The 23,459-nt window shown below is 72.0% G+C and carries 19 protein-coding genes; 10 read left to right on the top strand and 9 right to left on the bottom strand.

What is annotated here, in order from left to right; genetic code table 11:
• Positions 1 to 141 precede the first annotated feature (141 nt).
• Both AB0P41_RS28005 and AB0P41_RS28000 read right to left on the bottom strand, forming a co-directional pair.
• Positions 142 to 651: a methylated-DNA--[protein]-cysteine S-methyltransferase gene (locus AB0P41_RS28005; RefSeq protein WP_356710572.1), complete on the bottom strand. Its 510-nt coding sequence runs from the start codon at positions 649 to 651 to the stop codon at positions 142 to 144.
• A gap of 81 nt (positions 652 to 732) precedes the next feature.
• Positions 733 to 2,220, bottom strand: a complete 1,488-nt coding sequence (locus AB0P41_RS28000; RefSeq protein WP_365934789.1) for an AlkA N-terminal domain-containing protein — start codon at positions 2,218 to 2,220, stop codon at positions 733 to 735.
• Positions 2,221 to 2,353: 133 nt separating this feature from the next.
• Between AB0P41_RS28000 and AB0P41_RS27995 the strand changes: the two genes are divergently transcribed.
• Both AB0P41_RS27995 and AB0P41_RS27990 read left to right on the top strand, forming a co-directional pair.
• The gene (locus AB0P41_RS27995; RefSeq protein WP_365934787.1) at positions 2,354 to 2,833 is read left to right on the top strand and encodes a Fur family transcriptional regulator; all 480 of its coding nucleotides are present in this window, start codon (positions 2,354 to 2,356) and stop codon (positions 2,831 to 2,833) included.
• Complete coding sequence (locus AB0P41_RS27990; protein WP_356710566.1) at positions 2,796 to 4,298, top strand: catalase; 1,503 nt, start codon at positions 2,796 to 2,798, stop codon at positions 4,296 to 4,298. Before AB0P41_RS27995 ends, AB0P41_RS27990 begins: the two co-directional genes overlap by 38 nt.
• A gap of 60 nt (positions 4,299 to 4,358) precedes the next feature.
• On the opposite strand, the gene AB0P41_RS27985 is transcribed toward AB0P41_RS27990, so the two are convergent.
• Entirely contained in the window at positions 4,359 to 4,736 is a 378-nt protein-coding gene (locus tag AB0P41_RS27985; protein ID WP_356710564.1) for an ankyrin repeat domain-containing protein, read from the bottom strand.
• 202 nt (positions 4,737 to 4,938) lie between these two features.
• On the opposite strand from AB0P41_RS27985, the gene AB0P41_RS27980 reads away from it, so the two are divergent.
• Entirely contained in the window at positions 4,939 to 6,489 is a 1,551-nt protein-coding gene (locus AB0P41_RS27980; RefSeq protein ID WP_365934786.1) for a sugar transferase, read from the top strand.
• 72 nt (positions 6,490 to 6,561) lie between these two features.
• On the opposite strand, the gene AB0P41_RS27975 is transcribed toward AB0P41_RS27980, so the two are convergent.
• The gene (locus AB0P41_RS27975) at positions 6,562 to 7,545 is read right to left on the bottom strand and encodes a GDP-L-fucose synthase (protein WP_356710560.1); all 984 of its coding nucleotides are present in this window, start codon (positions 7,543 to 7,545) and stop codon (positions 6,562 to 6,564) included.
• Between the two features lie 115 nt (positions 7,546 to 7,660).
• Here AB0P41_RS27975 and gmd point away from each other — a divergent pair, with 115 nt between their 5' ends.
• From gmd to AB0P41_RS27950, 5 genes are read left to right on the top strand one after another with little or no spacing between them, the layout of a single operon-like run.
• Positions 7,661 to 8,674: a GDP-mannose 4,6-dehydratase gene (gene gmd / locus AB0P41_RS27970; RefSeq protein WP_356710558.1), complete on the top strand. Its 1,014-nt coding sequence runs from the start codon at positions 7,661 to 7,663 to the stop codon at positions 8,672 to 8,674.
• On the top strand, positions 8,671 to 11,445 hold the full coding sequence (locus AB0P41_RS27965) for a LamG-like jellyroll fold domain-containing protein (protein WP_365934784.1): 2,775 nt from the start codon (positions 8,671 to 8,673) through the stop codon (positions 11,443 to 11,445). The genes gmd and AB0P41_RS27965 overlap by 4 nt, the downstream gene beginning before the upstream one ends.
• Positions 11,442 to 13,697 (top strand): LamG domain-containing protein, encoded by a 2,256-nt coding sequence (locus tag AB0P41_RS27960; protein ID WP_365934783.1) that lies wholly within the window; start codon positions 11,442 to 11,444, stop codon positions 13,695 to 13,697. Before AB0P41_RS27965 ends, AB0P41_RS27960 begins: the two co-directional genes overlap by 4 nt.
• On the top strand, positions 13,694 to 14,398 hold the full coding sequence (locus AB0P41_RS27955; RefSeq protein WP_365934781.1) for a hypothetical protein: 705 nt from the start codon (positions 13,694 to 13,696) through the stop codon (positions 14,396 to 14,398). The genes AB0P41_RS27960 and AB0P41_RS27955 overlap by 4 nt, the downstream gene beginning before the upstream one ends.
• The gene (locus tag AB0P41_RS27950; protein WP_356710550.1) at positions 14,395 to 15,222 is read left to right on the top strand and encodes a glycosyltransferase family 2 protein; all 828 of its coding nucleotides are present in this window, start codon (positions 14,395 to 14,397) and stop codon (positions 15,220 to 15,222) included. Before AB0P41_RS27955 ends, AB0P41_RS27950 begins: the two co-directional genes overlap by 4 nt.
• 4 nt (positions 15,223 to 15,226) lie before the next feature.
• On the opposite strand, the gene AB0P41_RS27945 is transcribed toward AB0P41_RS27950, so the two are convergent.
• Positions 15,227 to 16,384 (bottom strand): glycosyltransferase, encoded by a 1,158-nt coding sequence (locus AB0P41_RS27945; protein WP_365934779.1) that lies wholly within the window; start codon positions 16,382 to 16,384, stop codon positions 15,227 to 15,229.
• Positions 16,385 to 16,505: 121 nt separating this feature from the next.
• On the opposite strand from AB0P41_RS27945, the gene AB0P41_RS27940 reads away from it, so the two are divergent.
• On the top strand, positions 16,506 to 18,020 hold the full coding sequence (locus AB0P41_RS27940; RefSeq protein ID WP_365934777.1) for a hypothetical protein: 1,515 nt from the start codon (positions 16,506 to 16,508) through the stop codon (positions 18,018 to 18,020).
• On the opposite strand, the gene AB0P41_RS27935 is transcribed toward AB0P41_RS27940, so the two are convergent.
• From AB0P41_RS27935 to AB0P41_RS27925, 3 genes are read right to left on the bottom strand one after another with little or no spacing between them, the layout of a single operon-like run.
• Entirely contained in the window at positions 17,989 to 19,227 is a 1,239-nt protein-coding gene (locus AB0P41_RS27935) for a hypothetical protein (RefSeq protein ID WP_356710544.1), read from the bottom strand. The genes AB0P41_RS27940 and AB0P41_RS27935 overlap by 32 nt on opposite strands.
• Positions 19,224 to 20,909: a lipopolysaccharide biosynthesis protein gene (locus AB0P41_RS27930; protein WP_365934775.1), complete on the bottom strand. Its 1,686-nt coding sequence runs from the start codon at positions 20,907 to 20,909 to the stop codon at positions 19,224 to 19,226. Before AB0P41_RS27930 ends, AB0P41_RS27935 begins: the two co-directional genes overlap by 4 nt.
• The gene (locus AB0P41_RS27925) at positions 20,906 to 22,183 is read right to left on the bottom strand and encodes a glycosyltransferase (protein WP_365934774.1); all 1,278 of its coding nucleotides are present in this window, start codon (positions 22,181 to 22,183) and stop codon (positions 20,906 to 20,908) included. Before AB0P41_RS27925 ends, AB0P41_RS27930 begins: the two co-directional genes overlap by 4 nt.
• A 120-nt stretch (positions 22,184 to 22,303) precedes the next feature.
• On the opposite strand from AB0P41_RS27925, the gene AB0P41_RS27920 reads away from it, so the two are divergent.
• Positions 22,304 to 22,753 (top strand): adenylyltransferase/cytidyltransferase family protein, encoded by a 450-nt coding sequence (locus AB0P41_RS27920; RefSeq protein ID WP_365934772.1) that lies wholly within the window; start codon positions 22,304 to 22,306, stop codon positions 22,751 to 22,753.
• Here AB0P41_RS27920 and AB0P41_RS27915 read toward each other — a convergent pair.
• Positions 22,722 to 23,453, bottom strand: coding sequence for a CDP-alcohol phosphatidyltransferase family protein (locus tag AB0P41_RS27915; protein WP_365934771.1), 732 nt, complete (start codon positions 23,451 to 23,453; stop codon positions 22,722 to 22,724). The genes AB0P41_RS27920 and AB0P41_RS27915 overlap by 32 nt on opposite strands.
• Positions 23,454 to 23,459 lie beyond the last annotated feature (6 nt).

The raw sequence follows: 23,459 nt of genomic DNA, 5'->3' as shown, positions 1-23,459 counted from the left end.
ACCTACTGGCGCCCACTGACAACGAGATCGGGAGACGGCCCACGTGAGCCCGGTGACGCGCGTCGTGATGAAGGGTGTCGGTCATCGGTGTGCCTTCGTCGCACGGCCCCAGGGCGTTCGCACGCCGTGGGGCGCGGCCGTTCAGGCCGCCTGGTGGCGGTTCTCCAGGTCCAGGAGCTGCCTCTTGCGGTCGAGGCCGCCCGAGTAGCCCGTCAGCGCGCCGCTCGCGCCGATCACCCGGTGGCAGGGGCGCACGACCAGCAGCGGGTTGGCGCCGACAGCGGTGCCCACCGAGCGGACGGCCGCGCGCGGGGCGCCGATCCGCGCGGCGATCTCGCCGTAGCTGAGCGTGGTGCCGTACGGGATGGTCTCCAGTGCCTCCCACACGCGCCGCTGGAAGTCGGTGCCACGGCTGACGGCGCGCTCGACGGTGAAGCCGGTCCGGCTCCCCTCGAAGTACGCGCGCAGCTCGGCGGCGATCGCGGTGAAGGCCGCCGGGCGCTCCGTCCAGCCGTCCTGGACCGTCGCCCCGCCCTTCTGGCCCGGCACGGAGAGCGAGGCGAGGGCCGTGCCGCCCTCCGCGGTGGCGGACTCCTCGCCCACCAGCAGCAGCTCGCCGAGCGGGCTGTCGATCGTGGTGTAGAGCGTCATCGTGGTGGTCCTTCCGGATGGATCGGTCGTCTACGTCCACTGTGCGAGGTCCGCGGTGGGACGGCCGGCGGGATTCGGACGTCACGCTGCCGCGAGACGGGGCCGGTCCGCGGCCGCGTTCCAGAAGTGGTGCACGGCGTACGTCCGCCAGGGGCGCCACGCCTCGGCGTCCGCCGCGTCCGCGCCCGCGTGCCGCATGCCCGCGTCGAGGGCGGTGTCGCCGGTCAGCAGCACGTCGGGGTCCCCGAGCGCCCGCATGCGGATGCAGCCGGCCGCCCGGGGGCCGACGCCCGGCAGGCTCAGGAGTTCCTTCTCCACCTGGTCGCGGTCGGCTCCGGGGTCGAGCCCGAGCCGTCCGTCGGCCAGGGCCGCGGCGACGGCGCGCAGGGTGGCGCGCGAGGAGCCGGTGGCCCCCAGCTCCTCCAGGCCGGCTCCGGCCAGGTCGCCGGGGCCGGGGAACGTACGGGTCAGGGCGCCGCTGGGCACCTGGAGGGGCGCGCCGTAGGCCGTCACCAGGGCGCTGCCGAGTCTGCGCCCGGCCGCTACGGAGACGTGCTGGCCGAGGACCGCCCGGACGGCCAGTTCGTGGACGTCGGCGGCGCCGGGGGCCCGCAGTCCGGGCGTACGGGCGACGAGCGGTGCCAGAGCGGGGTGCGCGCCGAGGCGCTCGGTGACCGCCTGGGGGTCGGCGTCCAGGTCGAAGAGGCGGCGCATCCGCTGGGTGGCGGTCGTCAGGTCGCGCAGGTCACCCAGGTGCAGCCGGCACTCCAGCCAGCCGTCACCGGTCCGCTCGCGGACCTCTGCGATGCCGGTGCCGTGCGGCAGGCGCAGGGTGCGCCGGTAGGTGCGGTCACCCCGTTCGCCGGCCATCTCCTCGATGCCGGCGAGGGCGCGGGCCGCGAGGTGGTCGAAGATCGCTTCCGCCGCGTACGGCCCCCGGTGGGCGAGTCGCAGCGGCACTCCCCCGGCCCCGTCGGCGGTGGGGACTGAGCCGAAGCGGGAGGAGCTGCCGGGCCGGGCGGTGCGCAGTTCGCCGGGGGTGAGGGCGTAGATCTCGCGGACGGTGTCGTTGAACTGCCTGATACTGGCGAAACCGGCGGCGAACGCGACGTCGGCGGCCCGCAGGGTGGTGGTCTGCAGCAGGACCCGCGCGGTGTGGGCCCGCTGGGCGCGGGCGAGCGCGATGGGTCCCGCTCCGACCTCGGCGTTCAGCTGGCGCTGCACCTGGCGGGCGCTGTAGCCGAGGCGCGAGGCCAGTCCGGCCACGCCCTCCCGGTCGACGACTCCGTCGCCGATCAGCCGCATCGCCCGGCCGACCAGGTCGGCGCGCGCGTTCCAGTCGGCCGAGCCGGGCACCGCGTCCGGGCGGCAGCGCCGGCAGGCGCGGAATCCGCCGCCCTGGGCTGCGGCCGCCGTGGGGAAGAACGTGACGTTCCGGCGCCTCGGCGTGGTGGCGGGACAGCTCGGGCGGCAGTAGATCCCGGTCGTGGACACGGCGAAGAAGAACTCGCCGTCGAACCGGGCGTCGCGGCTGGTCACCGCCTCGTACCTGCTGTCGTCACTGGTCATGCTCCAAGGATGCGGCATGGGGCACCCCTAAAGCTGGCGGGAATCGGACATCGCGCCCGCCGCACACCCCTGCCACCAGAACTGGTGCCAGTCTTTCATTGGAATCATTCCAGAAAAGTGATTGACTGCGCAGGTGATCGAAACCGAGGCCAGGACTCTCCTGCGCGGAGCGTCATTGCGAGTGACCCGCCCCCGGGTCGCCGTGCTCTCGGCGGTCCACGAGGCCCCGCACTCCGATGTCAGTTCCCTCCTGACGCTGGTACGCACCCGCATCGGAGCGGTCTCGACCCAAGCCGTCTACGACGTACTCAAGACGCTCGTCGACGCCGGACTGGCGCGGCGGATCGACCTGCCGAACTCTCCGGCACGGTACGAAGGACAGTCCCGGGACGACCATCGGCACGTGGTCTGCCGCACGTGCGGCACGATCGCCGACGTCGACGTCCCCCAGGGCTCTCCGCGCCTCGATGCGCCCCAGGACCACGGGTTCGCCGTGGACCACGTGGAGGTCACGTACTGGGGCCTGTGCCCCGGATGCCGGACCGACCGTGGCCGACGGGACCTGGAGTCGGTGCATGCAAGTTTCCACACGGAGGAGCAGGACAATTTCTGACAACACGAAGCCGCTGACCACCGCTGCCGGCGCACCGGTCGCGAACAACGAGAACGCCGTCACCGCCGGTCCGCGCGGCCCGATGCTGCTCCAGGACGTCTGGTTCCTGGAGAAGCTGGCCCACTTCAGCCGTGAGGTCATCCCGGAGCGCCGTATGCACGCCAAGGGCTCCGGCGCCTTCGGCACGTTCAAGGTGACGCAGGACATCACCCGCTACTCCAGGGCGGCCCTCTTCTCCGAGGTCGGCAAGGAGACGGAGCTCTTCGCCCGGTTCTCGACCGTCGCCGGTGAGCGCGGCGCGGCCGACGCGGAGCGCGACATCCGCGGTTTCGCCCTCCGCTTCTACACGGAGGAGGGCAACTGGGACGTCGTCGGCAACAACACGCCGGTCTTCTTCCACCGTGACCCCCACCACTTCCCGGACCTCAACCGCGCCGTGAAGCGCGACCCGCGCACCAACCTGCGCTCGCCGGAGAACAACTGGGACTTCTGGACCAGCCTCCCCGAGGCGCTGCACCAGATCACCATCGTGATGTCGGACCGCGGCATCCCCGACGGCTACCGTCACATGCACGGCTTCGGCTCGCACACCTACTCGTTCATCAACGAGAGCAACGAGCGCTTCTGGGTGAAGTTCCACTTCCGTACGCAGCAGGGCATCAAGAACCTGACCGACGCGGAGGCCGCCGCGATCGTCGCCGACGACCGCGAGTCCTCCCAGGCGGACCTGTTCGACGCCATCGAGCGCGGCGACCACCCGAAGTGGACCTTCTACATCCAGGTCATGCCGGAGGCGGACGCGGCGACGTACCGCTACCACCCCTTCGACCTCACCAAGGTCTGGTCGAAGAAGGACTACCCGCTCATCGAGGTCGGCGAGGTCGAGCTCAACCGCAACCCGGAGAACTACTTCGCGGACGTGGAGCAGGCCGCCTTCACGCCGGCCAACCTCGTCCCCGGTGTGGGCGCCTCGCCCGACCGCATGCTGCAGGGCCGGCTGTTCTCGTACGGTGACGCGGCCCGCTACCGCGTCGGGGTCAACCACCACCAGATCCCGGTGAACCAGCCGCGCGGCGCGAAGAACGTCAACACCTACCACCGCGACGGCCAGCTGCGCGTGGACGGCAACCAGGGCGCCGTCCCCGGTTACACCCCGAACAGCTACGGCCGCTGGGCCGAGCAGCCGCAGTTCGCCGAGCCCGGCATGGCGCTCGACGGCGCCTCGGCCGACCGGTTCGACTACCGCGAGGACGACGACAACTACTTCGAGCAGCCGGGCAACCTGTTCCGGCAGATGACGCCGGAGCAGCAGGACGCCCTGTTCGGCAACACCGCGCGGGCGATCGACGGGGCCTCCGAGGCCACGATCGAGCGTCACATCCACCACTGCACGCAGGCCGACCCGGCCTACGGCGAGGGTGTGCGCAAGGCCATCGAGGCCCTGAAGGCCTCCAAGCAGGCCTGAGCCGGCCGAACGCGAGGGGCCCCGGGCGACGAAGCCCGGGGCCCCTCCGTGGTGGCGCGGCTACGCCAGCAGCGCCGTCCGTCCGAACATCTCCGCCGTGGCCCGCGCGCTGGGCGTCCCCGCGTCCAGGTCGGCGCCCGCGGTGACCAGCGCCGCGACGATCTCGTCCTCGCCCTTGAACAGGGCCCCCGCCACCGGTGACTGGTCCCTGATGTTGCGCAGATCGACGTCGGCCCCTCGCCCGATCAGTGCCCGCACCGTCTCCGTCCGCCCGTGGTAGGCGGCGAGCATGAGGGCGGTGTTGCCCTCCTGGTCCTGGACGTCGACCGGCAGCCCGTGGTCGAAGAACTCCAGGAGCTCTTCCGTACGCCCCTGCCTGGCCAGGTCGGTCACGATCACGACGAGTTGGCCGGTCTGTTCCTCGGAAAGCGGTTCCATACCTCCACTCTAGGTGTGTGCCTCCGCAACCCTTCGGACGGGGCGACAGGAATCACATCGCCCGGTGTGTCTGAACTTCACGGGAACTCCAGCGAAATGGCACGTGTGTGGATATCGTGCACCGAGCGAGGGCGCATCCGTCAGTCCACAGGATCGGCGGATGCGCCCCGTTTGTGGGGATGCAACTGTGGCTGGGGGGTTCATGGGGCATGTCGAAATACCTGAATCGGATATATCCGGGCCTGTCGGGCTCGCGGGAGCACCACGACCGCGTACCGCAGGGTCCCGGAACCATACGGTGGCTCCGCAGCAGTTGTGGAGAGCTCCGACGACCGGTGAGCGCGATCACGCGGAGAGACCGCGGGCGAGGAAGTCGCCCGGTCCGCGTGTGCCCTTCCTCGTCCTGACCGATCTGGTGGGCCTGGGGGTCCCCGCCTGGCTCGTGCTGCGGGCAGGCGATCAGCCGGATCCGTCGGCCGCCGCGGCGTCGGCCGCGCTCGTGTGGGCCGGGGTGCGTGCGGCACGCGGCCGGTACGCGCACCGGCTGCCGGGGGAAGCGGCCGGAGCGGCGTACGCCTCCTCGGGGGACTGGCTGGCGCTCGTCGGGGTGCTGGCGGTGCTGCTGGCCGTGACGGGCCGGGGCCTCGACCCGGCGACCGCCGTCGCCGCTCTGGTGCCCGGCCTGGCCGTGGCCGTCCTGGTGGGGGCCGCGGGCCGGTTACGGCGCACGGCGGGCCGGCGAGGGGGACGCCGGGTTCTCGTGGTCGGCGAGGCGGCAGGTCTGGACCGGGCGGTGAATCTCCTCAACTCCCGTACGGACCACCCGTACACGGCGGTGGCCGTGGTGCCGGTAGGTCCGGCGGTGCCGGCCTGCGCCGCCCCGGCGCCGGGGCGGCTGGGGCCCAGGCACGCCGACGACGACGTGTCCACGGTGCTCGGCGGCGCCTTCGCCCATGACGCGGACCTGGTGCTCGTCGCGCCCGGCCCGCAGCTCGACGACGACCGGCTGCGCCGGCTGGCGTGGGGGCTGCACGACGGCGGGCTGGCCCTCTGCGTCCTCTCGGAGCTGTCCGGCGTGGCCGCCGCCCGGGTGCGGCCGGCCTCCGCCGCCGGACTGACGCTGCTGCATGTCGCGCCGCCGCTGCGGAGCGGTCCGCAGGCCGCGCTCAAGGCCGTCGTGGACCGGGCGGGTGCCGCTCTCGGGCTGCTGGTGCTGGCGCCCCTGTTCATCGGGGTGGCTCTGGCGGTGCGGCTCTCGTCCCCCGGCCCGGTCTTCCACCGCCAGACGCGTCACGGCCTGCACAACAGGCCGTTCACCATGTGGAAGTTCCGCACGATGGTGGCGGACGCGGAGTCCCTCAGGGAGCGGCTCTCGGCAGAGAACGAGAGCGAGGGCCCGATGTTCAAGATGCGCCGCGATCCTCGGGTGACCCGCATCGGCCACGCCCTGCGGCGCACCTCCGTGGACGAGCTCCCTCAGCTCCTCAACGTACTGCGAGGTGACATGTCCCTGGTGGGTCCCCGTCCTCCGCTGCCGGAGGAGGTCTCGCGCTACGACGAGCGGGAGCTGCGGCGCCTGGCGGTGCGGCCCGGGCTGACCGGTCTGTGGCAGGTCAGCGGACGGTCGGACCTGTCGTGGCAGGAGACGGTCTCGCTGGACCTCTGGTACGTGGACAACTGGTCCGTGGCGACGGACATGGGGCTCCTCGCCAGAACGGTGCGCGCCGTCACCGACGGCCGCGGGGCGTACTGAGACGTGGTGGGGGGACACGAGGAGACGAGCGTGCACGGAGCCAGTGCGTACCGCGGCCGTCCGGCCGAAACGTCAGCCCTGCGGGGCGTTCCGGCCGAGCCACCAGGCGTAGGTGCGGGCGATGCCGTCCCGCAGGGGGATCTGCGGCTTGAAGCCGAGGGAGGAGAGCCGGGACACGTCGAGGAGCTTGCGCGGGGTCCCGTCGGGCTTCGAGGTGTCCCAGACGACGCGCCCCCGGTACTCCGTCACGTCTTTCACGGTCTCGGCGAGTTCACGGATGGTGAGGTCCTCGCCGCAGCCGACGTTGACCGGCTCGGCGCCGTCGTACACCTCCAGCAGCCGCGCACAGGCGGCGGCGAGATCGTCGACGTGGAGGAACTCGCGGCGGGGGCTGCCGGAGCCCCACAGGGTGACCTCGTCGGCACCGTCCCGTTTCGCCTCGTGGAAGCGGCGGATCAGGGCGGGCAGCACATGCGAGGTCTCCAGGTCGAAGTTGTCACCGGGGCCGTAGAGATTGGTGGGCATGGCGCTGATGTACGAGGCGCCGTACTGCCGGCGGTACGACTGGACCTGCACGATCCCGGCGATCTTGGCGAGTGCGTAGGCCTCGTTGGTCGGCTCCAGCGGGCCGGTGAGCAGCGCGTCCTCGGGGATCGGCTGCGGGGCGTGCTTGGGGTAGATGCACGACGACCCGAGGAAGAGCAGCCGCTGGATCCCCGCGGCGTGCGCGCCCGCGATCACCGAGAGCTGGATCCGGAGGTTGTCCTCCAGGAACTGCACCGGGCTCGTGCTGTTGGCCATGATCCCGCCCACCTTGGCGGCGGCCAGCACGACCGCGTCCGGGCGGGTGTCGCGCAGGAACGCCTCGGTCGGCGCGGCCTCGCGCAGATCGAGTTCGTCCCGGCCACGGGTGATCACGTCGTGGCCGTCGGCGGTGAGGCGGCGCACCAGCGCCGAGCCGACGAGGCCGCGGTGGCCCGCGACGAATATGCGGGCGCCGGGGCGCAGCAGGGGGAGAGCGGATTCCTGGGACGGTCCTGGCAGGTCAGTCGTCATGGCCCGGATTCTGCCAGGAGCGCGGCATCGGGGTGACCTTTTGCCGCATTCCGCTCAGATGGCGATATTTCGATGCACCGAACAGCCCTACGGGCGACCAGAGAAGGGGGGAGTCATGGCGAAAACCGCACTCATCACCGGCGTGACCGGGCAGGACGGTTCGTACCTGGCGGAGCTGCTGCTCGAGAAGGGGTACACGGTCCACGGCCTGATACGCCGTTCTTCGAGCTTCAACACGGAGCGGATCGACCACATCTACCAGGGGCCCGAGGAGGCCGATCGGTCCTTCGTGCTCCATCACGCCGATCTCTCCGACGGGGTCGCGCTGGTGAACCTGCTGCGGGACATACAGCCCGACGAGGTCTACAACCTCGGCGCGCAGTCCCATGTCAGGGTGTCGTTCGACGCTCCGCTGTACACGGGGGACGTCACGGGGCTCGGAACGGTCCGGCTGCTGGAGGCGATCCGGGCCAGCCGTATCGAGACGCGGGTCTACCAGGCTTCCTCCTCCGAGATGTTCGGCGCGAGCCCTCCCCCGCAGAACGAGGGGACGCCGTTCCACCCGCGCAGTCCGTACAGCGTGGCCAAGGTGTACTCGTACTGGGCGACGGTCAACTACCGCGAGGCGTACGGAATGTTCGCCACCAACGGCATCCTGTTCAACCACGAGTCCCCGCGTCGTGGCGAGACCTTCGTGACCCGCAAGATCACCCGGGGGGTGGCGAGGATCAAGGCGGGCCTGCAGGACCGGCTGCATCTGGGCAACCTCGACGCCGTACGCGACTGGGGGTACGCCCCGGAGTACGTGGAGGCGATGTGGCGGATGCTCCAGTGCGACACCCCCGACGACTACGTGGTGGCCACCGGTGAGGGGGTCAGCGTCCGGCAGTTCCTGGAGTACGCCTTCGAGCACGCGGGCCTCGACTGGGCCGAGCATGTGCGTTACGACCCCAAGTACGAGCGCCCCAGCGAGGTCGACGCGCTGATCGGCGACGCGTCCAAGGCGGAGGAACTCCTGGGCTGGAAGCCGGAGGTGAAGTCGCGCGAGCTGGCACGGATCATGGTCGACGCCGACATCCGGCTGCTGAGCGACCAGCTCACGGGTTCCGCGGTCCGGGTGGACAGATGAAAGGGGCAGGACGTCTCGGACGCACTCGGAGCGCGGTGTCCGCCGCCGTCATCGGCCTCGCCGCGGGCACGCTGACGGCGCTCTCCGCTCCCCCGGCCGCCGCGCTCACCCCGCCGGTCGGCTTCACCGCCGACGCCCTGTCCACGTATCAGACCAACGGCATCGTCTGGTCGCTCGCGGAGGCGAACGGAGTCGTCTACGCGGGCGGCACCTTCTCAGGGATCCGGCCCGCGGGCTCCCCGGCCGGGAGCAACACGACGCCCGCCGTGAACTTCGCCGCGCTCGACGCGGCGACCGGGGCGCCCACCGGCTGCTCGCTCTCCTTCACCCGCAGCAGCGGCACGGCGACGGTCCGGGCGCTCGCCGTCTCACCCGACAGGTCCACGCTGTACGCGGGGGGTTACTTCAACGCGGTGAACGGCACGGCCGTCAACGGCCTGGCGGCGATCGACACCGCCACCTGCCGGCCGCGGGCGGGTTTCGCCCCGCAGTTCGGCGCGACGGTCCGCGCCCTCGACGTCGCGGCGGACGGCACCGTCTACGCGGGCGGCGACTTCCGGACCGTCAACGGCACGGCCCGGCGCTTCTTCGGCGCGGTGACCGCACAGGGAACCCTGACCGGCTGGAACCCGGACGCCGACGACCCGGGCCGCACCCTGAGGGTGACCCCGGACGGGGACCACGTGCTCATCGGCGGTGACTTCCTGACCGTCGGCGGCGCCGCCTCGCACGCGCTCGCGGTGACGAGCGCCGCCACGGGCGCCGTCACCCACGCCTACGGCGCCTCCTTCATCCCCCGGTCCGCCGTCATCAAGGACATCGTCACGGACGAGGAGTCCGACGGCTGGTACGCGGCGGGCGAGGGCTCGGGCCCGACGTCGTTCGACGGCCGGCTGGCCATGGAGCTCGACGGTTTCGGACAGCGCTGGCGGGACACCTGCCAGGGCGCGACGCAGGCGCTCCGGGTCCACCAGGGGGTGCTGTACGCGGGCAGCCATGTGCACGACTGCTCGACCATGGGCGGCTTCCCCAACCAGGTCCGCAAGCATCTGACCGCTCAGTCGGTCGACAGCCCCGACCTGCTGGGGTGGCTCCCGGACACCAATGACGGCATCGGTGAGCCGGTCGGCCCCCGGGCGCTGACCGTGTCCTCGAAGGGCGGCCGTGACTTCCTCTGGGTCGGCGGCGAGTTCACCACGGTCAACGGGACCGGCCAGCAGGCGCTGACCCGGTTCGCGAACACGCCGGACACCGGGGCGCCGCCCGCACCGGCGGTGAGTGTGTCCGCGCCGCGGGCCGGTGAGGTCGCGGTCAGCTGGCGCAGCAGCCTGGACCTGGACGACAGTCTCCTGACGTACCGGGTCTACCGTGACGGCGGCGCGACGCCGGTGTACACGACGACGGGTCCGTCGCTGTTCTTCAGCAGACCGCAGCTGACCTTCACCGACCGGAACGTGGTCGCGGGCCGGTCGTACAGCTACCGGATCACGGCGAGCGACGGCACGAACACCAGCGCGCTCTCCGCCGCGGCCTCGGTGACCGCCGCGTCGTCGGCGTCGCCCTACCAGGAGAAGGTGCTGGCCGACGGGGCCGATCTGTACTGGCGCTACGACGAGGCCGGTGGCGCCTTCGCGGCCGACGCGTCGGCGAGCCGTAACGGCGGGGTGTACGTGAACGCGCCCTCCTACCGCGCCACGCCGTCCGCGGTGGCCGGTTCCGCCGCGCTCTCCCTGAACGGCACGAACGAGTACGTCTACAGCGACCGGCTGCACCGCTACACCTCCCCCACGCCGTACTCCGTCGAGACGTGGTTCTGCACCACGTCGACGAGCGGCGGGCGGATCGTGGGGTACGGCAACAACATCGGTACGGAGCGCGGCCACACGAGCGGCATCTCGGACAAGCTGGTCTATCTGACGGACGACGGCCGGCTGGCGTTCGGCGTCCAGAGCGGCAGCACCCGGCCCACCGTCACCTCGGCCGGCTCCTACAACGACGGCGCCTGGCACCACGCCGTGGCCACGCAGGGACCGTCCGGCATGGTGCTGTACGTCGACGGGGAGGCGGTCGGCACCAACGCGGCCACCGGTAACCGCTCGTACAACGGCTACTGGCGGGTGGGCGGGGACGCCATGAGCAACGCCTGGCCGAACCGCCCCACCAGCGACTACTTCGCCGGCCAGGTCGACGAGACCGCGGTCTACCCGTCCGCGCTGACCGCCGCCCAGGTCGCCGCGCACCACGAGCTGGCGGGCGCCCCGCCGGACCCCGGCGGCAGCACCGTCGCCCTCACCCCGGACGAGGACGCCTACGTCAACAGCGTGGCGGCGAACACGAACTACAACGACAGCCAGCTCGCCTCACGGGGCACCACGGCCTACCTGAGCTATCTGCGCTTCACCCTGCCGTCCGCTCCGGCGGGCCGGGTGCTCACGGGCGCGCGGCTCACCTTCCGTACCTCGTCGGACCCGACGGCGGGATCGGCCGAGAGCCACAGCATCGTGCCGGTCACCGGCACGTGGACCGAATCGGCGGTCACCTACAACACCCGGCCGGCGCTTGCCACGTCCGTGCTGGGGACCATCACCGGCGCGGCATCGGTCTCCACCGACCATTCGGCGGAGCTGGACGCGTCCGCACTCGGCGGGGCCCTCGGCTCCGCCACCTCACTCGCCCTGACCGGAAGCGGGACGGACAGTCTCCGCATCTGGTCGAGCGAGGCAACCGCGGCCTACCGGCCGCAGCTCGTCCTCACCTTCGGAGTTGAATGATGAACGCAAGCACGGGGCGGAGACCCTGGGGAAGCGGCCGTGTGCGGGCCGCGTCCACCGCGCTCTGCCTGTTCGCGGGTGCCCTGACCGCGACAGCGGCCGGGGCCTCCCCGGCCGCGGCGCTGACACCGCCGGTGTCCATCACCGCGGACGACCTCTCCACCTGGCAGACCAACGGGATCGTCTGGTCGATGGCCGCGACGGAGGGGACCGTCTACGCCGGTGGCACCTTCTCCACGGTCCGGCCGCCCGACGCGGCGGCGGGGACCTCGGAGCAGCCCGCGGTCAACTTCGCGGCGTTCGACGCGGCGACCGGCGCGCCCACGGGGTGCAGTCTGTCGTTCACCCAGTCCTCGGGGACCGCGACCGTACGGGCGCTCGCCCTGTCGCCCGATGGGGAGACCCTTTACGCCGGAGGGCAGTTCGGCGCGGTGAACGGCGAGGGCGTCAGCAACATCGCGGCCGTCGACACGGCGACCTGCACGCCCCGTACGGACTTCAAGATCTCCGTCTCGGCGACCGTACGGGCCCTGGACGTCACCGCCGACACCGTCTACCTGGCCGGTGACTTCAACAGTGTGGGCGGGCAGACGAGGAACAAGTTCGCCGCCGTCACCACCGACGCCGGCCTGCTGCCGTGGACGGCGAACGCCGACGAGGTGGCCCGGGCGGTCCAGGTGACCCCCGACGGGCAGCACGTGGCGCTCGGCGGTGACTTCTTCACCGTCAACGGCACCACCTCGCACGCGCTCGCCGTCGTCGACGCCACCACCGGGGCGCTCACCAAGAGCTACCCGGGTTTCATCCCCAACACCTCGACGGTGCAGGACCTCACGACCGACGCGACCGGTCTCTACACCGCCAACGAGGGCACCGGCGGCGGTGTGTTCGACGGCCGGATCGCCATCGACCTCGACGACTACCAGCAGCGCTGGCGGGACACCTGCCTGGGCGCCACCCAGGCCGTCCTGGTCCACTCGGGCGTGCTGTACAGCGGGAGTCACGCCCATGACTGCGCCAGCATGGGAGGGTTCGCCGACCAGCCGCGCAAGCACCTGCTGGCCCAGTCGGTCGACGACCCGACGCTGCTCCCCTGGTTCCCGGACACCAACGACGGCATCGGTGAGCCGGTCGGGCCCCGGGTGATGACGCAGACCGACAAGGGCGGCCACCACTACCTGTGGGTCGGCGGGGAGTTCACCACCGTCAACGGCGCCGGGCAGCAGGGTCTGACCCGGTTCGCCGACGGCCCGGACACCGGGGCGCCCTGGGTGCCCAACGTCAGTCTCTCCACGGTCACCCCGGGGCAGATCGACGTGAACTGGCAGACCAGCTTCGACACCGACGACGGGGAGCTGACCTACCGGATCTACAAGGACGGCGCGAGCACGCCCGTGCACACGGTCACGGGATACTCGCTCTTCTGGGACCGCCCGCAGCTGAAGTGGACGGACACCGACGTCGCGGTGGGCGAGACGCACTCGTACCGCATCACCGCGAGCGACGGCACCAACACCAGCGCCAAGTCCCCGGCGCAGTCGGCGACCGTCGCCGCGTCGACCCAGGCCTACCCGGCGCGGGTGCTGTCCGACGGTGCCTCCCTGTACTGGCGCTACGACGAGGGCACCTCCACCTTCGCGGCGGACACCACGGGCGGCATGGACAACGGCTTCCTGCGCAACGCGCCCTCCTACCGGCAGACCCCGGCCGCGATCGCGGGTGACTCGACCGCGATCGGCTTCGACGGGGCGAGCGAGTACGCGTACAGCAACAAGCGCCACCCGCAGCCCACCCGCTTCTCCGTGGAGACCTGGATCAAGACCACCACCACGCGGGGCGGCAAGATCATCGGATTCGGCAATCTGAGCATGCAGAACAGCACCCGCTTCGACAAGCACGTGTACATGGCCAACGACGGACGGCTGGTCTTCGGTGTCTACAGCGGCGGCCGCCGCACGGTGACCACGGCCGGGGCCTACAACGACGGCAACTGGCACCATGTCGTCGCCACCCAGGGCACCGGCGGCATGCGGCTCTACGTCGACGGGCAGCTGCGCGCCTCGAACATCCTGTTCAGCGGCAACGAGAACTACCCGGGCTACTGGCGGGTGGGCGGCGACAACCTGAGCAACTGGGCCAACCGCCCGACCAGCAACTTCTTCGCCGGTCAGATCGACGAGACCGCCGTCTACCCGACCGCGCTGAGCGAGTCCCAGGTCAGCGCGCACTACGGCCTGAGGAACACCGAATGAGGCACCCGTTCCTGGCCGGCGCCGCCGTCGCCCTCGCGACGGCGGTGCTGGCCGCCTGCGGCTCGTCCGGCGGGTCGGGCGACGGGGGCAACGAGGCCACCGCCGCGGCGGGCGGTACGCCGACCACCGCGGCGGTGGCCTCCCCCGCACCGTCCGCAGACCGTACGGCGGCGGCCCCGGCGCCCCGGAGATCCGGCGGTACGCCGAAGGCCCCCGCCGGGGACATCACCCCGGCCACGGGGTCCTTCACCGAGAAGCAGAAGGAGTACCTGACCGACCGCGTACCCAAGGGGATGGACCCGGCCGCGGTGCTCCAGACCGGGCAGGAGACCTGCGACCGGCTCCGCTACCTGGTCAAGGCTGACCGGGACATCGCCGTCGCCGCGATCGTCTCCGGTGAGGTCACGGACGCCGAGCCGGCCGTGACCCATCTCTGCCCCCAGCACCAGGACGTCGTGGACGAGGCCGCACTCGGTTACGCCGACGGCACCCACCAGGGCACCGGGCTCCGGCCCGGGCGGTACAGGGCCCCCTCCCCCACCAAGACCTGCAGCTGGCAGGTGGCGGGGGCGGACGGCAAGGAGCTGGAGTCGGGCTCCTCCGCCGAGGGCGAGCCGGTGGGGATCACCGTCGCCCGGTCCGCCCGCACCTTCACCTCCACAGGCTGCTACGCCTGGCTGCCGCAAGGAGACAACAGTTGAGCAAGCTGCCCATCGCCGTCGCGATCCCCACGAAGAACGAGGGCCTGAACATCGCCGAGGCGGTGAAGTCGGTCCTGGGGCACTTCGAGGCGGTCGTCGTGGTGGACTCGCACAGCACCGACGACACGGCGAAGATCGCCGAGGAGTGCGGGGCCGAAGTCGTCACGTACACCTGGGACGGAGGTCATCCGCGCAAGAAGCAGTGGTGCCTGGAGAACGTCCGCACGGACCTGGACTGGATCCTGCTGCTCGACGGTGACGAGCGGCTGAGTCCCGGGCTGCTGGCGGAGCTGCGGAGGATCTTCGCCGACGCGGAGAGCCCGAAGCCCGCCGCGTACGACATCCCGCTGGGCTACTGGTTCTCGGGGAAGCGGCTGCGGCACGGCTACACGATCCGCAAGCGGTCCCTCACCGACCGGACCCGGTGCCACTACCCGGAGGTCGGCGACCTCGCCGCGCCCGGCATCGGAGAGGTCGAGGGGCACTACCAGCCGGTCGCGGCCACGGCCCAGGCGCTGAGCAACCCCATCGAGCACCAGGATCTGGACCCCGTCACCGCCTGGTTCGAGCGGCACAACCGCTACTCCGACTGGGAGGCGTGGCTGGAACACCACCCCGAGGTGAAGGAGCAGGTGAGGAGGGTGAAGTCCCGGCAGGGCCAGCTCTTCCACAAGGCGCCGTTCAAGCCGCTGGTGTCCTTCGCGTACATGTACGTCTACCGCCGGGGCTTCCTCGACGGGCGAGCCGGTCTGGACTTCGCGCTGGCGATGAGCTTCTACCGCTGGCAGATAGCGCTGAAGTCCCGTGAGGGAAGGACGGGCTGAAGGGTCAGGCCCTCCGGCGGAGCACGTCCTCGTAGGTCCGCCGGAGGGTCCGTGTGACGGCCTCGATGGTGAACTGCTCGTTGACCAGGTTCCACGCGGCCTTCCCCGCACGGTTGTTGGCCTCGGGCTCCAGCAGTTCGAGGACCGCTTCGGCGACCTTGCGGGCGTTCTCCGCGTCCTGGCCGACGCGGCTGTCGATCACCCGGCCCGCTCCGGCGGCCGCCACGTCGGGGCCGAGGCCGCAGGTCCGGGTGATGACGGCGGGCGTGCCGACGGACATGGCCTCCAGGACGGACACGCCGAGGGGCTCCTCGATCGACGGCAGGACGTACACATCGGCCTGCCGCCCGGCCGCGAGCACCTCCTCGTGGCCGAGGGGGCCCACATGGTCGAGCGAGTCCATGACGCCCAGCTTCCGGGCGAGCGCCAGCGTGCCGGGGAGCGCGCCGGTGTCCGGTCCCGCGAGGACGAAGCGGGCGTCGGGGTGCCGGGCGAGGACGGCCGGCATCGCCGCGACGAAGTCCTCGGGGCGCTTGCGCTCCTGGACGCGGGCCAGGAAGAGGACGGTGGGCGGGCGCCCCTCGTCCCTGGCGGGCTTGCGCTCCTGCGGCCGGACGCCGTTGACGAGCCTGACGGTGTTGGTGAGGGCGACCGGTGCGGCGACCGCGTTCACGTCGAGGCGCTCGGCCTCGGTGAGGTGCAGCACGGCGTCGGCGCGGCGCAGCACCGTGCGGACGCCCAGCAGGTCGGTGAGCTGGGCGACGCGCTTCTCGGTCGGGTCGACCATCCCGTGCGTCTGGACGACGAGGGGGGTGCGGGTGGCCAGCGCGAGCAGCGCGGCCGGCAGGGTCACGAGGTCGCGCATCAGGTGGACGTGGACGAGGTCGGCACCGCGCATCATGCGGCGCGCGGTGTTCAGCAGGGCGCCGGAGGTGATGCCGCTGACCTCGAACATCGGCAGCAGGTGCCGTGCCTGGAAGAGGTGTACGGGCACCCCTTCGACCGTGTCCGGCAGCGCGCCCGCGAAGCCGTCGCCGAGCGCCATGATGCGGGCGTCGTCGCCGTCGGCGCGCTGCACCTTGGACAGGTTGAGCGCGACCCGTGTGGGCCCGCCGAACGCATGGTCGGGCGTGTGCAGCGTGACGATGTGCAGGACTTTCACCAGGGTTCCCCTCAACCTCGGCCGGCTGTTCACAGACTAGCCATCGCACCACCTCAAGTGGGCCGCATTCGTTAAGGTGTTCGTGGGCCGTGGGGCTCTCGGGGCCGGTGATCGGGGGGTCATGACGTCCGTGCACGAGTCGGCGGGAGCCGTCGCCGTCCGGGAGAGCGCTCCGCGCCCGCCGGCCGAGCCGCCGGCAAGGCCCCTGACGTGGGCGATGCTCTCGCGGGCGGTGTCCGTGCCGCTCATCCTGGGCCTGGTCTGCTTCCTGCCCGCGGTGATCGCCGCCCAGCCCGGTTCGGGGGTGCGGGACACCGCCTACTGGCTGCAGCTCGTCCTGACCTGCTACGCGGGCGCCCGGCTCGCCACGATGATCCTGTCGACCCGCAGGCGGCTGCTCCAGGGCGTCTTCTGGATGTTCGTGTACATCGCCATGGGTGTGGCGCCGTTCGCCCAGGTGGTGATCGGGCAGACCCCGACGCCGATGGTGGGACCGCGCTCCGACCTGGTGACGGCCATCGCGATGATCCTGGTGGGGTGCGCGGCCTTCGATCTGGGCGCCCTGCTGGCCTCCCGCCGCCCCCTGAAGAGACGCGCCTCCTCGCGCGCCACGGGCGGGCCGGCCGTGGCCCACCCGGTCAGGCTGCGGCTGCTGGTGCTGCTCGCGCTGCTGGCGAGCGCGTACTACGTGCTGAAGCTCGGCGGGCCGGCCGTCTTCTTCTCCAGCCGTCAGGAGATCAGCGACACGGTGGCGCAGAGCGGGGTGGCCTCGGCGGAGTCGAACGTCGGCTCCGCGTTCCTGAAGGGCTTCGGTACGGTCCCGGCGCTGCTGGCGCTGCTCTTCTACACCCGGCGCCTGGTGACCTCGCGCCGGGCCCGGCGCTCCCCCTCGACCGTGCTGGTGTGGGTGGCGCTCGCGGTGGTCAACCTCATCGTGAACAACCCGATATCCAACGCGCGTTACTGGTTCCTGACGGTGCTGGTGTCCCTGCTGTTCACCGCGTTCCCGAGCAGTGCCGCGATGTACCGCTCGGTGCTCGCCATGGGTGTGGTGGGCGCGCTGGTGCTCTTCCCCTACGCCGACCGCTTCCGTTACGACGACGAGGGGTACCGGCCCGTGCAGTCGGCCTCCGTCTTCGAGCCGCTGGCCACCAAGGACTACGACCAGACGGTGATGTTCGCCAACACCATCACCTGGGTGGAGACCCGGGGCCATACGTACGGCCGTCAGCTCGCGGGCTCCGCGCTCTTCTTCGTGCCCAGGGCGGTGTGGAGCGGGAAGCCCGAGGACACCGGGGTGCGGGTCGGCGAGTGGATGGGGATGAAGATGACCAACCTGTCGGCTCCGCTGTGGACCGAGTTCTGGGTCGACTTCGGCGCGTCCGGCATGATCGGCGGCCTGGCGCTGATCGGCTACGCGGCGGCCCGTACGGACCGCAGGTACGCGCTGGCCGTCACGCGGGCGGGACCCGGGCCGGGGAGCGTGCTGGCGATCGCGGCGCCGCTGATCGCCGGGTACACGTTCATCCTGCTGCGGGGGCCGCTGCTCCAGGCCGCGGGGAAACTGGCGATAGGCGCGCTGTGCCTGGTGCTGATCAGCACGTTCAGGGAGCAGCGGGCAGCGCGTCGGCGCTGAGGCTCCGTGTCGGGCTCCGGCGGCGCAGCCGGGCGACCCGGGTCCAGGTGGCGGTGGCCTTGCAGAGCGATCCCAGGCACAGCCCCCAGGCGGCCCCGGGGACACCCGCGAGGGCGTATCCCCCGGCCATGAGGGCCACGGCGGTGAGGGAGAAGACCACCTGGATGCTCAGCGTCGTACGCGGGTCGAGCATGCGCAGGGCGAGCAGTCCGCAGGTGCCGACGGCCATCGCCGCGTACTGGCTGCCGGTCGCCGGGAGCAGGGCGGCGGCCGTCGGCCAGGTGTCGCCGAGGAGCTCGCGCCCCGCCCGCTCGGGCAGCAGGGCGAGTGCGGCGGCCCAGAGTGCGGCGGTCGCGGCGAGCACGGCGGCGAGGCCCGCGGTGGCCCGCACCCGGCGCCGTTCGTCGCCGATCCTGCCGAGGAGCGGGGGGCCGAAGGAGGTGGCGGAGGTGAACAGCACGTTGAGCGGGCCGAACAGGGTGGTCGCCCCGCGCAGCGCTCCGACCAGGAGGGGGTTGGCGACGGCGCCGAGCCCAAGGACGGAGAGCTGGCTGGTCGCGTTGCCGACTCCGAACTCGACGGTGAAGCGCTGCCCGAGGTGGCCGCGCCTCAGCAGCGGGCGCAAGGACATCGGAGCGCCCGCGGTCGAGCGGTGCAGCAGCAGGGCGGAGAGCAGGAGGGCCGGCAGCGCGGAGAGCCCCCAGACGGCGATCAGCCGGGCGGGGGCGGCCCCGTACTCCTGGGCGGCCAGGGCACCCAGCACGCAGGCCAGCCTCACCAGGTCCCCGGTCAGGGCGAGATGGGGCTGCTGGAGGGTGGAGAAGGCGTAGCGCAGGGCGTCCTGTCCGAGCACCACCGGCAGGACGAGGCCGAGCGCCAGCAGGGCGCGGGCCGTGTCCCCCGGGACGAGCAGGCATACGGCGGCCAGCAGGGCGCCGAGTGCTGCCGACGCTCCGACGGTGAACACGACGGCCGAGCGGCAGGCGCCCCGGGTGTCCGCGCCGCCGCCGCGCCGGAGGACCAGGGGCTGCCCCGTGTACGCGCCGGAGACGCCCAGCAGCACCGTGAAGACGAGGTAGACCGCCGAGAAGCGGGCGAAGTCGGTGACGGTGGAGAGCCGGGCGGCGGCCACGAGCACCAGGATGTTGGTGAGCGCCGCCACGCCCTGGTCCGCGACCGAGCAGAGGATCGCGGTGCGGGCTCTCACCGGCGCGCCCCCGGGAGGGTGACGGAACGCAGCCCCATGGTCTCGTCGGGGCTCCCGGTGATCTCCGGCGCGTCCGCGTCGGCGGCCGGGCCGTCCGGGCCGCCGGTGCGCCGCCGGGCGGACTTGTGCCGGCGTTCCGAGCGGCGCAGCCGGGTCCTGGCCGGGTGGAGGAGGGCGCCGAGCACCGAGCCGCCGGAGGCGCCGATGATTTCGCGGATGCGTTCCAGGTCGCTGCGGTGCACCTCACGCGGGTCGCAGACGATCATGACGCCCTCGACCCGGTCGACGAGGGCGACGGCGTCGGCGTACGACAGCACGGGCGGGGCGAGGACGATGACCACGGCGCCCGGGCGGTCGGCCTCGGCGACGATCCGTCCGACGGACGCGGAGGTCAGGGCGCGCGGCACGTTGTCCGCGGTGACCCCGGCGACCAGGGCGAACGCCCCGGAGCCGGGCACGTCCACGTTGGAGCGGCCGCCGGCCGGCCAGCCGCGGTCGCTCTCGTCGGCCGCCCAGCGGGGCGGCCGCACCTCGTGGGCCGCCCGCCCCAGGTCATGGGCGAGGGAGGGCGTACGCAGATCGGCTTCGACGAGCAGGACGTCGCGGCCCATCTCGGCGAAGGCGGCGGCCAGGTTGACCGCCGCGGCCGCGGCTTCCCTGTTGTCGCCGCGCGGGGCGGTGACCAGGAGTCTGCGCCGCTCCGCGAACGACGGGTCGTAGGCGAGCCGGAAGGCGACCGCGCGGTACTCCTCGGCGAGCCGCGAACCGCTGCGCCCGATCGCGAGCAGGGTGTCCCCGGCCGCGCGTTCTCTGGGCAGGGTGCCGAGCAGCGGGCCCCCGAGGGAGCGGACCAGTTCGCGGGGGGAGCGTACGGCGGGGTCGAAGACGAGGCGCACCCAGGACAGCAGCAGACCGAGGGCGAGACCGACGACGGCGCCCAGCCCGAGGAGCAGCGGCAGTCCCGCGCCGGCCGGCTCGGTCGGGGCGACGGGCTTCTTGTTGAGGTAGCCGGGGGTGATGTCGAGCGCCTTGAGCTCCGAGATCTTCCGGCTCAGCTCGGAGATGGAGACGATGATGTTGGCGCGGGCACTGCTGACGTCGTCCGCGGCGTCGACTCCGGTCCGCTCCTCCAGCAGATCGCGCTTCTCCTCCAGTGGTTCGAGCTGCGCGCGGTAGCCGTTCGCCATGTTGTCGAGGCTTTCCTGGGTGCGCGCCTTGCGGTGCGCCAGGTAGGCATTGGCCAGCGCTTCGGCGCGGGACCGGGCCTGCTCGGGGGCGGCCCCGGTGTAGGAGAAGCGGAGGGTGAGGGTATTCGGCGGGTTGGTGACCTGGAGGCCGGCCAGCAGCTTCCGTGCGGTGACGTCGTCGCCCTTCTTGAGCAGGGCCCCGGCGGCCAGGTCGCCGACGGTGTCGCTGACCGCGGTCTGCCGTTCGGAGCCGATGTTGATGCCCTTGTCGGCGGAGGCCCCGGTCGCGAAGGGGTCCGCGGTCGCGGAGCGCACCTGGACCTCGCCGGTGGCCGTGTACGTGTCGTCACCGCTCAGGGCGAGGAAGCCCCCGCCGATGAGGCCCACGACGACGCCCCCGGCGAGCAGCAGGCGGTAGCGCAGGAGCTGGCGGAACTGGTCGCGCAGCAGCGCCGGTTCGTCCTGGTCCTCCAGGGGACGGATCTGGTGCGTCATCGGCGTGCTCCCCCTCGTGTGTCACCTGTTCGCGCGTCCCCGAGCGCTTCGGTGAGCAGGGCGTCGAAGCGGGCGAGCCCCGCCTCCCTGCTCAGGTGCTGTGCGACGTACTCCGGGCCGTGTGCTCCCAGCGCGTCGGCCGTCACCGGGTCGGCGGCCAGCCGGCGTACGGCGCCGAGGAGCGCGGCGGGGTCCTCGGGGGCCACGAGGACGCCCGCACCCGAGCGGCGCACCTCGTCCGCCGTACCGCCCCCGTCGGCCACGGAGGCGACGACGGGGCGTCCGGAGACGAAGTACGAGGTGAGCTTCGACGGCACGCTCATGTCGAGCACGGAGGCCCGCTGGGTCACCGCGAGCACATCGGCGGCGGCGAGCACATCGGTGAAGTCGTCCGCGTCCGCGGGCGGCAGGAAGTCGAGGTTGGGCAGCCCGGCCGCCATCTCGCGCAGTCCGTCGCGCTGGTTGCCGTCGCCCATCAGGACGACCCGGATGTCCGGGGCCAGCCGCGCCAGGCCGACCAGGACGTCGAGCCCCTGCTTGAGGCCCATGTTCCCGGAGTGCAGCAGCACGGGTGCGGAGCCGGTCCAGCCCAGGCGGGCCCGGGTGGCGGCACGGTCGGCCGAAGGGCTCCGTACGTGCGTCCAGTTGGGGACCACCCGGATGCGTCCGGGGTCCACGCCGAGTGCGGTGACCCCCTCCACGAAGCTCCCGTGGATGACACCGACGAGGGCCGCGCCGCGCAGCGCGTAACGCTCGGCCTTCGCGGCGACCTCCGCCGCCCTGCCTCCCCCGCGGATGCCGCTCTGTGCGGCGGCGGCTCCCATCAGGTCCTGGACGACGGGTATGTGGGGGACGCGGTGGCGGCGCGCCAGCCGGGCTCCGAGCACGCCGCCCGCGAGGCTCGGCATCTGGGAGACCACCGCGTCGAAGCGGCCGGGCGGCGGGGCGAGGATCCCGTGGGCGAGGACGCTCGCCTCGAACACGCCGCGTCGCAAAGCGGTCTGACGGGGCGGCACGTAGTGGCGTCGCCGGTGTATCCGCACGCCCTCGCGGCTCTCCTCCCTGCGCCACACACCCCGGTAGCTCTCGTCCACGCGCCAGGCGGGGTAGTGGGGCATGCCGGCCAGGACCTCCGTCCTGGCCCCCGACGCCGCCCAGTGCTCGGCGAGCTGCGTGGCGTACGGGCCGATGCCCGTCAGCTCGGGGGCGTAGTTGGTGGAGACCACGAGAAGTCTGCGGTTTTCGAACGGTATCGGATGCTCAACTGCGGACAACGGATGATCGCCTTCCCCCCCCGGAACAGCCTCTCCCCCGAGCTTATCCGTTCACGGGATGCACAAGTGTTCTTCACAGTAAGGTCGTTGCACCAGTTCCACCGTGGGGGGAGAGAACGGATGGTGCAGCACAGAGTCGGCTACGCGCCGGGGGTGTACGACCTGTTCCATGTCGGCCACCTCAACATCCTGCGGCACGCCCGCAGTCAGTGCGACTACCTGGTGGCCGGAGTCGTCTCCGACGAGATGGCCGAGCTGGCCAAGGGCCACAGACCGGTGATCCCGCTGCCCGAGCGGCTGGAGATCGTGCGCAGTGTGCGTTACGTGGACGCCGCGTTCGTGGAGACCGTTCCGGACAAGGTCGAGACCTGGCAGCAGGTCCGCTTCGACGTCATCTTCAAGGGTGACGACTGGCGGGGCACGGAGAAGGGCGAACGGCTGGAGCGGGACTTCGCCGAGGTCGGGGTGGAGGTCATCTACTTCCCGTACACCGTGCACACGTCCAGCACCCAGCTGCGCCGGGCGCTGGACGTGCTCGTCAGCCGGCCCGGAGCGCTTTCAGCTCCCTGAACCACTTGACGAGGAACGCCCCGAGGAACAAGGCGTGCACGACCGCGAGCGCGGCGTACCCGGCGCGGAACGCCCCGGGTGCGCCGAGCAGCAGGAAGACCAGGCAGAAGACCCCGTAGTCCGCGGGCAGCAGCGCCACCGCCCGGGCCCGGGACACCGGCGCCGCGGGACCCGCGGGTGCCGGGGCGGCGCGGGCCGCCGCCCTGCCTAGCTGTTCGCGCAGGAGCCCGGCGCAGAAGGTGAGCACGGCGACGAAGAGGAAGCCGAGCGGGAGCAGGAGCCAGCCCTCGCCCGGCAGGGAGCCGAGGCGGTGGAAGGAGATCAGTACGGCGCTGTGGACGAGGATCATCTTCGCGCAGTCCACGACATGGTCGAGCCACTCGCCGTCCGGTCCGCCCCTTCCGGTCAGCCGCGCGAGCTGCCCGTCGGCGGAGTCGAAGGCGAAGCCGACGGCCAGACCGGCCCAGACAGCCGCCCCGAGCCACCAGGACGGTTCCACGAGGGCCACCGCGGCGATCGCCGCGAAGGTGAACAACGCGCTTACGGTGGTGACCTGATTGGGGGTCAGCCCCACGCGGAAGGCGCCGGCGGCGAGCAGACGCCCGGCCGGCCGGTTCACGTACCGCGAGTAGAGCGAGACACCCTTGGACGACTTCTGTGCGCCGCGCAGTTCGCGCAGCACCGTACCCGTGCTTCCCATACGCCC

The sequence above is a fragment of the Streptomyces sp. NPDC079167 genome (genome assembly GCF_040686735.1).
Classification (GTDB): Bacteria; Actinomycetota; Actinomycetes; order Streptomycetales; family Streptomycetaceae; genus Streptomyces.
Note: the sequence above shows the minus strand (reverse complement) of the source record. Positions and strands in the feature narration are given on the sequence as shown.

Coding starts and splice junctions, on each gene's coding strand:
- AB0P41_RS28005 (WP_356710572.1), bottom strand. CDS start 651: ATGACGCTCTACACCACGATCGACAGCCCGCTCGGCGAGCTGCTGCTG.
- AB0P41_RS28000 (WP_365934789.1), bottom strand. CDS start 2,220: ATGACCAGTGACGACAGCAGGTACGAGGCGGTGACCAGCCGCGACGCC.
- AB0P41_RS27990 (WP_356710566.1), top strand. CDS start 2,796: ATGCAAGTTTCCACACGGAGGAGCAGGACAATTTCTGACAACACGAAG.
- AB0P41_RS27985 (WP_356710564.1), bottom strand. CDS start 4,736: ATGGAACCGCTTTCCGAGGAACAGACCGGCCAACTCGTCGTGATCGTG.
- AB0P41_RS27980 (WP_365934786.1), top strand. CDS start 4,939: ATGGGGCATGTCGAAATACCTGAATCGGATATATCCGGGCCTGTCGGG.
- AB0P41_RS27975 (WP_356710560.1), bottom strand. CDS start 7,545: ATGACGACTGACCTGCCAGGACCGTCCCAGGAATCCGCTCTCCCCCTG.
- gmd (WP_356710558.1), top strand. CDS start 7,661: ATGGCGAAAACCGCACTCATCACCGGCGTGACCGGGCAGGACGGTTCG.
- AB0P41_RS27965 (WP_365934784.1), top strand. CDS start 8,671: ATGAAAGGGGCAGGACGTCTCGGACGCACTCGGAGCGCGGTGTCCGCC.
- AB0P41_RS27960 (WP_365934783.1), top strand. CDS start 11,442: ATGATGAACGCAAGCACGGGGCGGAGACCCTGGGGAAGCGGCCGTGTG.
- AB0P41_RS27955 (WP_365934781.1), top strand. CDS start 13,694: ATGAGGCACCCGTTCCTGGCCGGCGCCGCCGTCGCCCTCGCGACGGCG.
- AB0P41_RS27940 (WP_365934777.1), top strand. CDS start 16,506: ATGACGTCCGTGCACGAGTCGGCGGGAGCCGTCGCCGTCCGGGAGAGC.
- AB0P41_RS27930 (WP_365934775.1), bottom strand. CDS start 20,909: ATGACGCACCAGATCCGTCCCCTGGAGGACCAGGACGAACCGGCGCTG.
- AB0P41_RS27920 (WP_365934772.1), top strand. CDS start 22,304: ATGGTGCAGCACAGAGTCGGCTACGCGCCGGGGGTGTACGACCTGTTC.
- AB0P41_RS27915 (WP_365934771.1), bottom strand. CDS start 23,453: ATGGGAAGCACGGGTACGGTGCTGCGCGAACTGCGCGGCGCACAGAAG.